This window comes from Parabacteroides johnsonii DSM 18315, from assembly GCF_025151045.1.
GTDB lineage: Bacteria > Bacteroidota > Bacteroidia > Bacteroidales > Tannerellaceae > Parabacteroides > Parabacteroides johnsonii.
This window is the reverse complement of the sequence record NZ_CP102285.1, coordinates 108,852-124,957: the sequence shown is the minus strand read 5'-3', so window position 1 is coordinate 124,957 and position 16,106 is coordinate 108,852. Positions and strand designations below refer to the sequence as shown.

General features: G+C 42.8%; 10 protein-coding genes. All 10 read right to left on the bottom strand.

Features of this window, described 5'->3' with window-relative positions; all coding sequences use genetic code 11:
• Positions 1-20 precede the first annotated feature (20 nt).
• Positions 21-605 carry a hypothetical protein gene (locus NQ564_RS00595; RefSeq protein WP_008152172.1) on the bottom strand — a complete coding sequence of 195 codons (585 nt, stop codon included), beginning with the start codon at positions 603-605 and terminating at the stop codon, positions 21-23.
• 66 nt (positions 606-671) lie between these two features.
• A complete protein-coding gene (gene sov, locus NQ564_RS00590; protein ID WP_008152174.1) occupies positions 672-8,123 on the bottom strand; it encodes a T9SS outer membrane translocon Sov/SprA in 7,452 nt (2,483 codons plus the stop codon).
• 37 nt (positions 8,124-8,160) lie between these two features.
• Positions 8,161-8,754, bottom strand: a complete 594-nt coding sequence (gene ruvA, locus NQ564_RS00585; RefSeq protein ID WP_008152176.1) for a Holliday junction branch migration protein RuvA — start codon at positions 8,752-8,754, stop codon at positions 8,161-8,163.
• A gap of 373 nt (positions 8,755-9,127) precedes the next feature.
• Complete coding sequence (locus NQ564_RS00580; RefSeq protein ID WP_008152177.1) at positions 9,128-10,582, bottom strand: TrkH family potassium uptake protein; 1,455 nt, start codon at positions 10,580-10,582, stop codon at positions 9,128-9,130.
• A gap of 1 nt (position 10,583) precedes the next feature.
• Positions 10,584-11,921, bottom strand: a complete 1,338-nt coding sequence (trkA, locus tag NQ564_RS00575; RefSeq protein WP_008152179.1) for a Trk system potassium transporter TrkA — start codon at positions 11,919-11,921, stop codon at positions 10,584-10,586.
• A gap of 29 nt (positions 11,922-11,950) precedes the next feature.
• Positions 11,951-13,858, bottom strand: coding sequence for a 1-deoxy-D-xylulose-5-phosphate synthase (dxs, locus tag NQ564_RS00570; protein ID WP_008152181.1), 1,908 nt, complete (start codon positions 13,856-13,858; stop codon positions 11,951-11,953).
• A 515-nt stretch (positions 13,859-14,373) separates the two neighbouring features.
• On the bottom strand, positions 14,374-14,670 hold the full coding sequence (locus tag NQ564_RS00565; RefSeq protein WP_025018363.1) for a helix-turn-helix domain-containing protein: 297 nt from the start codon (positions 14,668-14,670) through the stop codon (positions 14,374-14,376).
• The gene (locus NQ564_RS00560; RefSeq protein ID WP_039848413.1) at positions 14,648-14,956 is read right to left on the bottom strand and encodes a helix-turn-helix domain-containing protein; all 309 of its coding nucleotides are present in this window, start codon (positions 14,954-14,956) and stop codon (positions 14,648-14,650) included. Before NQ564_RS00560 ends, NQ564_RS00565 begins: the two co-directional genes overlap by 23 nt.
• Positions 14,957-15,234: 278 nt before the next feature.
• Positions 15,235-15,588 carry a hypothetical protein gene (locus NQ564_RS00555; RefSeq protein ID WP_008152188.1) on the bottom strand — a complete coding sequence of 118 codons (354 nt, stop codon included), beginning with the start codon at positions 15,586-15,588 and terminating at the stop codon, positions 15,235-15,237.
• Between the two features lie 122 nt (positions 15,589-15,710).
• A complete protein-coding gene (locus tag NQ564_RS00550; RefSeq protein WP_050771065.1) occupies positions 15,711-16,070 on the bottom strand; it encodes a hypothetical protein in 360 nt (119 codons plus the stop codon).
• Positions 16,071-16,106 lie beyond the last annotated feature (36 nt).

Genomic DNA, 16,106 nt, shown 5'->3' with positions numbered 1-16,106 from the left:
TCAGACGTGAATCAAAGCAGTCAAGGCAACCATTCGACAACACCAGTAACCGGATGCAACTTACGCCACTCTTCAAATTCGGCATACGTTCGTACTCCAGCCTGGATAACGGCCTGGTAATATTCTATCCCCATTATCTTTTCCGTTTCCGGAGTTTCGTATTTTAAATTCAAAATAGCATGTCGCGTATCCTCAGTCAGGACCGCCAAAATACGGTCAGCTACATTCTCGAAATAACCATCATAGCGGGAGCCTTCCTGAATATGGATCATATCGATCTGCCAAAGTTCTCCCTCCCCATCCTCGCACCATGCATGCCATTCGATGCAAGCCTCGACAGTATGCAGAAGATTGACACACTCTATCTTTTTGACTGATATATTCGCGGCAAGTTCAGCCATTGCACGGAAACTGTCAGACAAACTGATCTCAGAGGTATAGACATGGAAATCTATGTCCCGATGCTTCATTAGTAGTCCAGTACGCAGAGAACCGACCAGATTCACTTTCGCCCCTATGCTTTCCCATATCGGAATGATACGGGTTGCTTCTACTATCTTCCAGGCTTTTTGTTGATTCCGGTGTGCAATATCGAGAATGTCCATTTTCTATCCTTTTAAATAAATGCTGCAAAAGTATGAAAAAAATCCGGACACATCACCCTGCCTGAACTACTGTGCGAGAGAGAATCTCAGACTAATACCATAGTTTGAGTTCGAAGTCGGATAAGAAGCACTCGATATCAGCGGTTCGTTGATCTGGATATCATAGAATGCACGAATCGTCAACGCACGGCTCAAACCGTAATCAGCCGAGAACGAGATTGTCTTTGCTATGTTACCACTGGTAGCCTGCGTCAACTGCGTGTCAATTTTGCGGATCAATGATTGCATTTTATTGTACGAAAAATCCAAACGAACGGTGAGGTCATTACTGAAATCACGTGTCTTCTTCATCTTCAACACCTTATTAAACTCAGCATATTTATAACCCAGACCGATCGTCACTTTCTTGGAAAGCGCTTCAACCAACTGGTAAGATGTCGTATTCAAACTCAAATTGCGAGTAGTCGAATAGTCCGCCCGAACCGTCACGTTATTTAACAGGGTAGCATCTGCACCCAACAAAGGACTAAATGCTTCGGTAAGGCTGACAGACGAAATCGAATAAGGGGACGACGGTGTCGGGTTGTCATTCAGGATCGACTGAATATATCCCAATCCGTCCTGTCCGGCATCCACCCAGTTTAAGAAGGAGGTAAAAGCACCTACCGCATAGGAACAACGATACTGATGGCTTAACGTCACACTCTTGAAATACTTCTTGACAGCCGGAATCTTGATCAAACCGTCGTAAGTGATACGCCAGTTAGGCAACATACTCTTTAATGAAGGGAAAGCCGTCAAGCCCACCTTCTTTGGATCCTTACCGGTATAAGCAGCCAGAAATGCAGGAATCAGAACATCCGCCGAATTCCGGTTGACGCCGTTCACATTATCGGTTCCCGGATTATAAGGCATTCCTCCCAAACCTTGATCATGGATAAAGCCCACATCCGGATATTTCAAGCCCGAATACTTGCTTTCGATACGCTGGGCGATGATCTCTCGGTTTGCCAACAACCTGTCAAAGGCTTTCGAAGAATAGTTGTTCATGGCATTTCCACTCCCCCCGAAGGCACTTCCCAATGCGATTGTCGTCATAGTAAAGTTACCTCCCATAATTTCCGGCATACCTTCATACATAAATTGTATTTCTGTATTACGCGTATCATTACGAAGTGCCGTCAAATCAATCTTCAATCCTGTAATCGGTTCAAGATTTGCCCGTATATTCAAGTTCTTTGTACTGGTCATGATAGCTGCATTTACGTCTCTTTCAGTATCCGTAATCAGCCAACCTTTTTCATACGCCTCATCTATATAGCTGCGACGCACATCACCGAACGCAAAACCGATACCCGGAGAAAGACCAAATGAAGAATGTCCCTGACCAAAGATATCACCGATCTCCGGACGAAAACCGGGCAACATCATACCGGCAGAATTCGTAAACTGGATATTGAAACGGCGAACCATCATCAGAAAACGGGCACTATGTTCTACAGCCTTATAAAGGAAATCCTCTGTAGGAGCCGGTCCTGGTATGATTGTCAGTTTTAAACGTACCGTATCCTGGTTCAAAATCTTGACCTGTGCAAAGTTGATCGGCTTGAACTTTACTTTATAGACACGTCCGTCTGTCCTTCTGGCCGTGATTTGTACTTTCTTCGTAAACATTCCATGCTCGACAACAGTAGCACTGTCCGGATTCAGGACAATTTCTTTCTCCAACTTCGGCTTTTTCTTCTTCTCCGGCTTTTTAGCCGTAGCCCGAGTATTGTTGAACTTCTGGTTGATCTTCTTCAGATATTTGTTTTTGTTATAGAGGGATAACAAGTTCAAGTTCGCCTGCAAATCGAATTGGCGCTGGTTCTTGATCGTGTTACCCATCTCGATATCTTCGCTTACCGTTGCTCCACGGTCCCAGTTATAAGTAGCATTATAGCTCAAAGAGGCATTGGTCCAATCCAGAACCGGGATCAGTTGCAACGGTAACTGCCAGGTCGCCATAAACTGTTGGTCGTACTTCATCGGAGTACCTAAATCAGCGATGCTCTTCTTTACGGAATCTTTCCATAACTGATAACCATCCGGATTCAGTTCTTTATTTACCTGCACATACGGTTCTTCGATACGGGCATTCGTTCCAGAACTAAACGTTATGTTCAGGTTGTTCGTAAAAGCCCAATTCAAACTGAAAGCACGGTCCCAATAGAAATTCTGGCTGAATGTCACCGGGATATCGTTACTAACGCCTGTTGCGGCCCCTGTCAGGTCGCGCAATTTTATCTCATAATAATTACGCATCATAGCCGTCTGGAAATTGATAGACGGAGCTACATTAAACGCCAATTGCTTGGCATAGCGCGTATAGCCGTTGTTTTTCTTCAATAATTTATCAAACGGTTTGATCGGTTTGACATAAGGCACATAACTATAAGCGAAATTAGCGCGGTAATCTTTTGTCGTTTCATATTCTGTTTCCGGATTTTTCTTATCATTAATGCTGTACGAATATCCGAGCGTGAAGTTTGCCGGATCATAAGGCATCGGATTCTTACTCTTGATATTCACACGCACGTTATTAAATGAAACGCTTTTGATAACCGTCCTGTCTTGCGAATAGTTACGGATCGAATCCTTCTCTGCTTTTGTTTCCGCCTTATCGATAGCATCCTTCAGTTTGACATCCTGATCCAGCGGATTGTATTTCGGATCATATGTTTCTTTCGAATAGGCATAATAGAACGGGATGCTGACTTGTGCCTTTTCCGGGAACAACTTACCCAATTCGATAGAAGTGGCCACGTTATACTGCTTAAAGTCTTCCATCCGGCGTTCATTCAAAGACTGGTCAAGAGCACCAAAACCAGCCGTTTCGATACGTCCGCCCACATTCACTGTTCCCAAATCGGAAAGTGCGACATTCAAATTCGCATTAGCAGCCCATCCACCTTCTTCATTGAAGTCGGTCAAGCGCAATTCGTTCACCCAAACTTCCCCACTCTTCAATTTATTACGCACATTACGTACACCGATCATAACAGTCTTCACTTCAGAAAGGCTTGGATTACCTTTAACACGAATCGTATTCCCTTCATTATCCGGGTCCCTACCTGAATAGATAGTCTGGAAAGACACCCCATTTGCCCCAGAACGCTTTTCCCGGTTACGCTCCAGCTTCAAGTCTGTCAGAATCTCCAGACGGAAGTTCAACATATTTTCTGCTGGCCAAACAATTTTCTGATGTTCCGAATTATTATAATTATACTCCCCATGCGGAGTTAACTTCAGCGGGACTTCATATTCATAATAGTTATTCTTATAGTCTGATCCCAAGCGGATAAAGACAGCAAGATCGCCATCCGCAAGATCATTTACATCCAATTTTGGAGCCTCGGCATGTGTAAACAATTGCAAACGCTTATACTGCCGCAAATCATAGTTTGTATTCTTATACACGGCACGTGCATCCTGAGCAGCAAGGTCCGTTATCTTTAATGAAAGCGCCTGTTCGTTCTCCTGACGGATCTGAGGCTGGCTCGGATCCAGTACACGGCTGACACCTGGAGGCAATGTATAGCTGACCGGATCCCTGTCACTGTTTTCCTCAATATTGACAGTTGAAACTTCTAATTTACCCTTTACCGCGGGCGGCATTTTCGGATCGGACAAATCCTGCTCATAGGATCGCCATTCGCCACGTACCAGTTGTAAAGTACCAAAACGCAATACGACCGATTCCTTAAATCCAGTCATATACATACGCATGAAACGAATCGTCTTGAAATCATTGATCGCCCCCACACGGCGCTGGTATTGCCTTACCGGAATCTTGAATTGATACCAGGTAACGGATTCTGTCGTACCATCCGCCAATCTTACTAATGAGGTACGTTTATCCGCAATAAAGTTTTCACCGACAACCGTATCCTGCGGAGTGATCCTGACTTTGTATTCGAAATATTTTTCATTTTTGTTCAGAGTATTATCCTGATTGATGTCTTCTACATCAGGTACGGTCTTGGACGATGTGCTGTAGCGCTCGCCCGAATCGTTAATGTCTTTCGAGTTTCCTTCCGTTCCGTTGTAGCGTTTGTAACGTGTTAAGATATCCACCTCCTGAGAATCATAGTCTGAACCACGAAAATAGTGAAACTTGTCACCTGCCGGGTCAAAGAATGGAGACAGTTGCAACGGATCGTTCTCCATCTCGGTAAGAGTTGTTGCATTCAATTTCTGACGCAATTTATTCAGATAATCCTGATAGGCCGGATATTCTTTCTCTTCGTCCGAGGATAACCCGTTCAAGCCGACATCCTGTAATAAACGTGCACCGGCCGTATTATCGAATGCATAAACCGTACTCTGCTGCTTGGGAACCTTACCCCAAACCGTATAATCTACTTTTGATGTATCTCCATCAATCGGTAATCCGTTCTCGAAGAACTTCTTTTCATCCTTCAATATATCTTCCGATATCTCACCCAAATTAAAATACAGGTCACCACCTGCAGTCTGACGGTCATAGATAAACGGATCAAGCATCCAGAATTCGATATATTCGACATTCGCCGTCTCGAAGTCACTTTGGTCTATCTTACGCATCATACCGCCAAAACGCTTTTCCGGGTTCTGCAATGTTCCATCTGGATTAATATTATCGGCATCCAGGTTATATGGGCCGCGTTCCTGAGGATAGTAAGCCATGTTTAGGACTGTCAGCGTGTTACTTTCACTCATGCTTTGCTGCCGTTGCGGAAACAACTCCCTTGTCTCAATAGCACGGACATAATGGTTGGACAAATCTTTTGTCGTGATATACTTTGGACGCAAAGAAGAATTTTTACGTGTGAACAATCCGTCGATTGTGTACCAGGCTAATAAAGCACGGCTTTTCCCATAATCGATATTATTGGTCAGTCCGGCTTCCGGAAATAGCTGGGGTGTACCGTCGTCATAAGGCACACTGGACAACTGCCAAGGATAAGGATCAGAGAGATCGAAATTACTCTGTGTTGACTCAAAATCATCCAAATACGAATATCCACCTGTATTCTTGTTTTCATAATGTCCGGCAATCAAATGAGCGAACTCCGCATTAAAAGATATCTGGCTGGGTTTGCTCAGGTTCAGCAACGGCAGCTTGTCAAATACATTGGTAAGCCACTGACTTTCCCCCTTATAAGACATATTGACCCCCCAAAGTGTATTTTTGATCGCCTCGTCGCCCATCGTCGTTTTTGTGGTCAACGGCATTTCAGACATATGCATGATAGTAGCACCTAGCATCAGATTCGGATTGAACTGATAGTTCAAGTCCAATCCCATCATGGTCTTACGCTGCATATTATAGGCTGTTTGGTTTTCCAACGAGACGCTGACCGGAGTACCTGCAGAAATAATACTTTCATTTAGGATAGTCACCACACCGGAAGTATAATCGACGGTATAGTCCACATTTTCGGTCAATATCGCTCCACCAGCCGTAACCTTGACTGAACCTCGTGCCACATTGGAAGCCCCTAATTGTATCTCGGCACCCGAAGAGGCCTTGTATTCTCCTTCCAGTTTGAACTTGTTCTTTTCCGCAATCTGCCGGGCAACAGTCAATGTCGAATCATAGAGTTCCTGGAACACATACTTATCGGCAATCGCATCATTGTTAATCTTTTTACGCAGATAAGAGCCGAACGGTTCCACACTCGGAAAGATGATCTTCCCATTATCGGCCAGGACAGTCACTCCTTCAATAAAGTCATATATACCATCCGGATGCGGTTGATTATTGGAATCATAACTATCCAGGTTCAGCACCCGTAACAAGATTTGATTGGCAATCGCTCCTTCCGGCAAATAGTTGACATATGTACCGGTCGTATCGCTCTGGTACATGATATTCAGCTTGAATTTCTCTTTTTGGACAGAATAAGCTCCTAACGAATAAATGTTTTTCATCATCAGGTCCCAGAAAGGCATATCGGGAGACATGGTAATTCCTTTCAGCAACTTCACATACAGGCAAGAGGCAGCCGAAGAAGGATTGTCAGTCGAGAACTCACCAACCTGGTAAGTCTTTCCATCCGAATAGGTATAATTATAAGCGACAGCCAATACCTCATCCGCCTGCAACTGTGTTTTTAGCGAGATATATCCCAATTTGGTATTAACCGTATATTCGGACGCATCCAGCAAGCGGGCGCTTTCCACTTCTTCATACTCCGTACCGTTGACGAAAGTCCCTCCCAGCGCCTGATTTACCGTACTGATATCACGAGCACCAGAAAATTGCTGGTTAAGGGTATTATATAATGTGTTCGTATTATTATAAGGGATAGATAACGCCCCCGAAGGAGAAACGACCGCCGTATTCGATATATTAGCATGCTCGGCCAGATCGGCAAAAGCGACCACATTACGCGCCTGGTCATAAGTAGCCCGTTTGTTTGTCACCCAAACTTCCACCTTGCTAATCGTGACGGGAGAAGAAATCGTATTCAGGTTCTTCACCGCCTCATCATAACGGTCACGGAAATAGTGCGACAGAAAAAAGTGGCGATTCTCGTCATATTGGTCAATCGTCAATTCGAAAGGTTTTGTTTGCACGCCCCCTTTAGAACTGACCGTTTTTGATTCCGACTCCTGTTGTGCAAACAACGCATTGACTCGCAATTTCCCGAACTGGAGATCCGCTTTCATACCGAACAGAGCTGCTCCCCCGTTGATCAAGGAGTTACTGGTCGTCATACTCACGTTTCCGGCTTCCAGCGACTTAATAATTTCGTCTTCCTCCCCAGTATAAGCTAATTTCAATTTTTTGGAGTCAAAATCGAAAGAGGTTTCGGTATTATAGTTCATATCAAAATTCACTTTGCTGCCGACCGATGCCTGCACATTCAATTGAACATTCTCGTCGAAATTAAAGAAGGTGCGGTTACGAGCACGTTCCGGCAGAGACGGATTTTTGGTTTTATTCTGCTTCAAACCTAACTCCACTTCAGCCGATCCTTGCGTCTTCACCCGAACACCACCCGGTCCGAAGATACGCTCCGCCGCCCCAATATTGAACTGCATATCTGCTAAGTTGAACTGTTTATTAGCCGCTTTTTGAAATTCTTCCTCGTTTTTCTGGCGATAATAGGATTGAACAGATTTTTGGAAACTATAATCCTGGTATTCTTCGGGAGTCAACGAAATAGGGGTAGTCAGGTCGGCATCACCTAATTTGGTACGAACCACATACGTCCCGGTTCTGATATCGTATTCGACCACTGATTTCACGTTATCTGGCGTCTTCAAGTCAGCAGGCGACTGCTTGGTCAGATCCTGATATTCTTCAGGAACTGTCTTGGCTACCGGAAAACGGGTGCGCACCTTCGGCACTGTATCATCCGGTACGACCAGCAATTCAGTATCAGGCAACGACATTGCGTAGGCCAGGAAATCCGTATTCATAGAATACAGACCTGCACCAAACAGTAGAATTGTTATCCAAAGTATAAATTTTAGTGTTCTTCTCATGTTAATTGTCAATTGTCTATAGTCAATTGTCAATTGCTTAAAGCATTCTTAGAGCAGTTTTGATCACTTGCTCGACAGCAAGTGAGGGAGAACCTTTGAGAATCGTATGGACCGCCTTTTGTGAAGCGGCTTTCTGGAATCCCAACATGACCAGTGCAGCGACAGCTTCTTCCGCCACGGCATTATTCGACGCGGGAGTTTTGGGTGTGCTTACAGTTGTAAGTCCTTCGACCGCTTTCACCTTGTTCTTAAGATCCACAAGGATACGCTGAGCTGTTTTTGTTCCTATTCCTTTGACTGCAACTAGGGAATTTTCGTCTTTGTCGGCTATCGCCCGTACTAGTTCGGATGGTGACAGGGAAGAAAGGATCATCCGTGCCGTGTTAGGGCCTACCCCTGGCACGGTGGTCAGCATCAAGAACAGTTCGCGTTCTTCTATCCCGGCAAAGCCAAAAAGTACGTGGGCATCTTCTCGTATGATCTCGTAAACGTAGACCTTACCATCTGCCTTTCCATTATAAAAAGTATATGTATTCAGGGAAATATTCAGTTCGTAGCCGATTCCGGCACATTCCAGCACCATCCTGGCTGGAGTCAGTTCGACGATTTCTCCCTTAATATATTCGATCATGTTCTTCTTTGTTTGGGTAATTCGTATCAATTATAACGCAAAATTACAGAAAAGCGTATATATGACGACAAAAAAACTTTGATACGGTTACTGTTTTAATAATCTGAGAGCATTTCAAAGATTGTTCTGTCGGCTACAAAGCTCACTCTTTACAAACGAGATTATTACGTTTTGTTGCACAAGTATGGTTATACAAAATGATAGTACTATCCTATAAAAATCGGATTTGTAGGGCATCTATTTAAAATTACCCGCAGGGGTAATATTTTTTAACATTCTATTTGAACGCAAAAACCTTCTTTTGCTATCTAAATGTCAAAAGCATAAAATGAAGTCAAAGACTTGGATTACCCCTCAAACCATACTTGATTAATTATTGCTTCCAAAATCCTGGCAACAAGATTGTCAGCACCGTAAAGATTTCTAAACGTCCGACCATCATCAGAAAAGACAAGAACCATTTCGATACTGCCGGGACATCAGCATAGTTTCCAACTGGTCCCAAACTACCGAGTCCCGGCCCAACGTTGCCGATCGAAGAGATAGTAGCACCGATCGTCTCCTCAAATCCCATCCCGTCGATCATCAGTACCATACAGCTGACAAATATTAAAGCAATATAAGCGAAAGCGAAAGCCAATACCCGGTGGACAATATCACCCGAAATGGCATGCCCATTCATACGTACCGGAATAATGGCATGTGGATGTGTCTGCTTCTTAAACTCGTTAAAGAGGTTCTTGGTCAAGATCACAAAACGGCCCATCTTCAAACCTCCACAGGTAGAGCCTGCACAACCACATACCACCATCAAGACCAGTGCCAACAACCAGAAGAACGGTCCCCACGGAATATAGTCGACCGTGGCAAACCCACAGGTAGATACCAATGTCACAACTTGGAATATGGCCTGCCTGAAAGCCGTTCCAAAATCATCCACAATTCCCTTATACATAATCCAAACCGTTGACATTGCTGTTATAATCAGCACAAACCAAAAGAACCAGCGCGTTTCCTCATCTGTAAACAACTTCTTGGGCTTTCCGTTAAAAAAGAAATAAATCAGGGTGATATTGGTTGCCCCAATAAACATGAAGATCGTAACGACATATTCGATATAAGCAGAGTTCCAATAAGCAATACTGGCATTTTTAGTAGAATAACCACCAGTTGCAATACAAGTTAGCGCATGGTTCACTGCATCAAACAGATCCATCGGCCCCGCCCAAAGCAACCCGATTAGTATAATAGTCAGAAACAAATAAACTCCCCAAAGTCGTTTGGCAACCTGCGTTATGCGAGGTCGAAAACGTTCATGTGTGATTCCTGGTGTTTCAGCATTGAACATCTGTATGGCACCACCGCCAATGATAGGCATCAAAGCGACAGTAAAGACAATTACTCCGATACCACCCTGCCATTGCGTAAGGCTTCGCCAAAACAATATCCCATGCGGAAGTGCTTCGATGTCGGTCAATATGGTAGAGCCTGTCGTCGTGAAACCGGACATCGTTTCGAAATAAGCATCCGTCACATTATCTATATACCCCCCTAAATAAAAAGGCAACATCCCTAAGAGGGAGAAAAGAGCCCAAGTCAAAGTAACGGTCAACATCCCTTCCCGGCGTCCAGCCGTATGTTCGTTGGCTCGTAATCCGATCAGCATAAAAAGAACTCCCGTTCCGAACATGATACCACTCGACTGAAGAAGCGGATAGAAATCGTTTCCTTTATATAAGAAAGCGACTGCCGTTGCAGCCAGCATAAATAACGTCTCAAGGATGAACATCATCCCTAACATCTTAATTATAAAACGAATGTTTAGCATATCAATTAAAGTAGTCCTCCAATTTACGCATAGCCGTATCCAAACAGAACACAACAACGTGATCATAAGCCTGGATATGTGTATCCCCCTTGATCATCATAGGTTCTCCGTCACGAATCAATCCACCCAACGTTAAATCTTTCGGGAGGTTCAGATCTTTTACCTGCTTACGGGTAATCTTCGAATCGGGACGGGCAACAAGTTCCGCCACATCAGCATTGGCAAAAGTTAGACATTTCACGTTCGACACGTCTGCATCCAACAGGAATTGGTAAATATGGCTGGCAGCAATCAGTTTCTTATTAATAACCGAACCGATATCCATACTCTCCGCTAAAGGTATGTAGTCAATATTCTCGATCTTGGCGATGGTTTTGAATACTCCGGCGCGTTTAGCTGCCAAACAAGCCAAAATATTCGTACTTGAATTATCCGTCAGTGCAATAAATGCTTGTGCATCTTTGATTCCTTCCTGCATCAAGAGGTCAGTATCACGTCCGTCCCCATTGATAATCAATACATTTCCAGGGACAACCTCAGCTATACGATGACTCTTTTCTTTGTTTGTTTCGATTACTTTTACACGAATATTGTTCGGAAGATATTGACAAGTACGGATTGCGATACGGCTCCCCCCCATAATAATGACTTTCTTTACTTCAGGGTCTCGCTTGCCCGCATGCAACCGGACATCTTCGATATGGCCTTTAGTCGTTGTAAAGAAAACGATATCTCCCGATTCTATACGGTCCGTACCACGAGGAATAATAGTTTCATTCTGCCGTTTGATGGCAACGATATGATAGAGTTTCTGTTCATTCAGCAGTTCAAACAGATGTTTGTTCACAAGTCGGGAATTATCGCGCACCTTTACACCTATCAAGATCAGAGCGCCTCCGAACAGTTCCCAGTATTGCCGAGTCCACGGACGTTTAACAGCCGTGACAATTTCCTTGGCGGCCAGCATTTCCGGGTAGATCATGGAATCGATCCCCATCTTTTCGAATAGTTCCTTATTTTTAGGGAGCAAATATTCGTAATTGTTGATACGTGTCAACGTCTTACGTGCCCCTAATTTAGAAGCCAGAATACTGGCTGCCACATTGGTCGTTTCTTCCGGCGTGACACTGATAAACAGGTCTGCCTTTCTGATACCGGCTTCTTCCAGATCTCGAATGGAAGTCGGATTACCCACCATAGGAAGGATCTCCATACTTGAATTCGTAAAATTCAAACGTTCCTCATTCGGATCCATCAGGATAATATCCTGCTTCTCCTGTGATAACATTTTTGCCAGGTGGGTTCCTACTTCACCGGCTCCGGCTATAATAATTTTCATTTTATATAGAGATTAATTATAAGGACATATTATCCTCCGATAACCATCTTTTTTATTTCTTCTGCTATACATTTGGCATCCATGCCACACAGTTTATATAGTTCGGAAATCGGTCCGTGTTCGACAAACTCATCCGGAACACCAATCCGCTTAATTTTGGGGGTATAGCCGTTATCAGCCATAAATTCCAGAACAGCACTGCCCAATCCACCTCTGATCACGCCATTTTCAACAGTGATGATACGACTAAACTTCTTACCAACTTCATGTAACAGTTCTTCATCCATCGGTTTTAAATAAATCATATCGTAATGAGCTATTGATATGCCATCACCTTCAATCTCTTTTATAGCCTTTATCACTTCATTGCCAATAGGGCCAAGCGACAAGATCGCAATATCATCCCCATCACGGAGTTTCTTGCCTTTTCCGATCGGCAAAACATGCATTTCATTCCTCCAATCCGCCATCTCTCCCTTTCCGCGCGGATAACGGATCACGAAAGGACCGTTATTTTCTTTATATCCAGTGTACATCAGGTTTCGTAAATCCAGTTCGTTCAAAGGGGACGAGATAACCAAGTTCGGGACCGGACGCAGATAAGCGAGGTCAAACACCCCATGATGCGTCGCCCCGTCTTCGCCAACCAAACCAGCGCGGTCCAAGCAGATCACCATATGAAGATTCTGGAGGGCAACATCATGTATCACCATATCGTATGCTCGCTGCATGAAAGAAGAATAGACATTACAGAAAGGAATCATCCCTTCTTTGGCAAGTCCGGCAGAAAAAGTTACCGAATGCCCTTCGGCTATCCCAACATCAAACGCCCGCTTCGGGAACGCTTTCATCATATAAGTCATGGAACAGCCCGTCGGCATGGCAGGAGTAATTCCCACGATCCGTTCATCCTGTTCGGCCAACTCAACAAGGGTATGTCCGAAAACATCCTGATAAAGCTGGGGCTCATTCAGTTTATGAACAATGATACGTTCTCCTGTTTCCTTATTGAACAACCCCGGAGCATGCCATTCCGTTGCTGACTTTTCAGCAGGCTTGAATCCTTTGCCTTTTTTAGTTTTGATATGTAACAGTTTCGGGCCTTCCATATCTTTTATATCATTCAAGACTTTGATCATATAATCGACATCATGCCCGTCGATCGGACCAAAATAACGAATGCTGAATCCCTCAAACAGATTATGTTGTTGAGTGAGCAATGCTTTCAGGCTATTGTTGAAACGAAGAATATTTCCCCGACGGTCATTATTGATCAGTTTCATCTTCCGCAATCCGCGGTACACATCATAGCGCATTTTATTGTATGCCTGGCTGGTTGTAATATCCACCAGATACTGACTCAACCCACCGACTGCTTGATCTATTGCCATATCGTTATCATTAAGAATGATAAGTAGGTTGTTTGGATTAGCCGATGCATTATTCAGACCTTCGAACGCCAAACCACCCGTCATGGCCCCATCACCGATCACAGCTATCACATGCCTGTCTTTTTCTCCTTTCAGTGCAGAAGCAACCGACATACCCATAGCTGCCGAAATGGAATTAGAAGCATGTCCGGCAACAAACGCATCAAAAGTACTTTCCTGAGGATTAGGAAAACCACTGATTCCTCTAAATTTTCGGAGCGTATGAAAGGCTTCTCGACGTCCAGTCAGTATTTTATGACCATACGCCTGATGTCCTACATCCCATACAATACGATCATAAGGAGTATTAAAAACATAGTGTAGTGCGACCGTCAGCTCTACCGTACCGAGACTTGCCCCAAGATGTCCAGGGTTTTCTGATAATACATCTATTATATATTGACGCAACTCTGCACATACTTCTCCCAATCTATCAGGGGACAACTTGCGCAAATCCTCCGGGTAATCAATGGAATTTAATATGTGTTCATCCTTGCATTCTGTCATAACCGCTATAATTTTGTGGCAAATGTAAAGAATTAACGGGAGATAAAATAGTTTTAGTATGTCATTCTTTAGCAGTATGACACAATTAAACCGCTTCTTCCCCTTTCCCTATAATCAAATTTAATCCCATTTTGTTTTTGTACTTATGGTTTAAACAAACCACGAAAAACACAGAAAATAATGGGATTTGAAGGAAAAAACCGCCGAAAAGACACAAAAAAAGCAGTCACATTTAAATGCAACTGCTTGATTTTCAAGTGGTGCCACCAGGAATCGAATAATACTATTCAAAGTCCTAATTTGCAACACTTTAATATCTTTGGAAAAATCCCCGAACCACTAAATCAGCCATATGCCAAATTCACTAATTTTCGATAGATTCTCGTTACTCATCCTTTGACTTTACAAAGGTAAGTGTTCGGTTCTATTCCTCCAAATGTTTATATAATTATTTAGAGTAGTTACAAGTTATTTGCATGAAGTTTAGTTTTTGATTATTAGTGATTTAAGAAATGTTATTCAAATGCTAATACTTTGTTTCTTTCCAATATTTCTATAATGTCCTGTTCCTTGTATAGAATCTTTCCACCTATTCTGTAATAGGGCAATTTACCATTCATTCTATATTCAATGAGTGTTCTTTTTGTAATTTTGAGAACTTTAGATAACTCCTGTTCTGTAATATAGCGGTTCCCGTCCAATATAGGTCTGTAGATTAAAGAGTTTGTATCCAACATTTTGGATATACTTTCCATGACTTCAATAAATCTTTTAACCTCATTACTATCCTTATTCAATACCATCTGTCCCATTTCCATTATTTGTATATGTTTTAAGGTTTCTCCTCATATAGTTTAGAATATCTTCTTTTTTATAATATACTTTTCTGTCTATGCGACTGAAGGAGATTAGCCCTTTCTGCCTTAAAGACAATAGCTTCCTGTCTGATATATTCATAAGAATACATACATCCTGATTATCCAACCATTCTTTTAATTCAGATTTGGAAGAGTTCAGTCCTTTCAATTGTTTTTCTATTTTGAACAATATGTTGTTCATTTCCATAAATGCGCTGGCTTCTATATTCACTATCTCCATAATCATTAGTTTAAGTGGTTAGTACAAAAATAGAATAGGAGGTTGTGGAGCACAAAAGATTATCATCAAAGTTCATAATATGTCATCAGATGTCATAACGAAGGAACTGGATTATGCAGATCGGAGGGAGTTGAAATCCCTGTCTTATTTCGGGATTGGATAAGCGGGCTATGTTTTATTATTGAGTAAGGTGGATTTTCACAGCATTTGTAATACTATATAAGGGATATAAGTATAGCCGCCTTTTGTTTACGGCTATGCGTCACGTCGGTCGCAGTTTATCCCTGTAATCTTTCCTTTAATTCCAATCCGTTTGCCGCCGCATTCTTTTTCAGGTGAATTTTCATGGCGTTAGCCATAAGGAAAATTCTCCTGAAAAAAGGAATAAATGCGGCTGGCAAATCAGGATTGGAATTTATCTTTGATGGAAGGGATAACTGACTATTTTTAGCTGGTGTTCCGTAAAATAATCGTTCTTTTAAAAGATTAAGTCGCAATGAATGCTTTTTCTCGTCTTTATAAGAAAAAGTTTCTTCAAACATCATCTGACTGTTTCTTTCTCCCCTGGTGATAATAATAGTTTTCCTATCACTTTCGTCTTGCACTTCAATTGAGATAATTGTTCTGTTCATATCTACAAATTTTTCTTATTCTATATCTGAAAATTTGCGATAGAAATATTATGTCAGAAGTAAAGTTGTTATTTTATATTCAGTGTTATCGGCTTCTGTTGTACATAAAAGTGCATTCCAGTCTACAGGTTTATGTACATCACCGGATTCTGTCTCCTTCCCCACAGTTTCCTTATGCTCTGATTGAGGTATGGCGAATCATCCAGTTGCTTGCCATCAAACTCCCATCTTCCCTTCAGCTGCTCACACTCTGTCTGGTACCACCTGACGGGCTTGAATACTCCCACTATGTATCCGCAGCATATCGCAAACACCAGATCTGCCGAACCTGCTCTCTTTCCGTTCAGTCTCCAGTATTTTCTGGTACATTCATACAGACTTTCCCTCTCTCCTCCCAGGTAGGTTCTACTGACATTGACGCATACAATCTTTTCCGTTCCCAGGTTCTCAGATTCTCCGTAATCCTTGAATGGCTCTTCCATGTTTCTTGTTATTTTTTTCTTGCAAATTTATTTTTT

Coding starts and splice junctions, on each gene's coding strand:
- NQ564_RS00595 (WP_008152172.1), bottom strand. CDS start 605: ATGGACATTCTCGATATTGCACACCGGAATCAACAAAAAGCCTGGAAG.
- NQ564_RS00560 (WP_039848413.1), bottom strand. CDS start 14,956: ATGGAGATAGTGAATATAGAAGCCAGCGCATTTATGGAAATGAACAAC.
- sov (WP_008152174.1), bottom strand. CDS start 8,123: ATGAGAAGAACACTAAAATTTATACTTTGGATAACAATTCTACTGTTT.
- ruvA (WP_008152176.1), bottom strand. CDS start 8,754: ATGATCGAATATATTAAGGGAGAAATCGTCGAACTGACTCCAGCCAGG.
- NQ564_RS00555 (WP_008152188.1), bottom strand. CDS start 15,588: ATGAACAGAACAATTATCTCAATTGAAGTGCAAGACGAAAGTGATAGG.
- dxs (WP_008152181.1), bottom strand. CDS start 13,858: ATGACAGAATGCAAGGATGAACACATATTAAATTCCATTGATTACCCG.
- trkA (WP_008152179.1), bottom strand. CDS start 11,921: ATGAAAATTATTATAGCCGGAGCCGGTGAAGTAGGAACCCACCTGGCA.
- NQ564_RS00550 (WP_050771065.1), bottom strand. CDS start 16,070: ATGGAAGAGCCATTCAAGGATTACGGAGAATCTGAGAACCTGGGAACG.
- NQ564_RS00580 (WP_008152177.1), bottom strand. CDS start 10,582: ATGCTAAACATTCGTTTTATAATTAAGATGTTAGGGATGATGTTCATC.
- NQ564_RS00565 (WP_025018363.1), bottom strand. CDS start 14,670: ATGGGACAGATGGTATTGAATAAGGATAGTAATGAGGTTAAAAGATTT.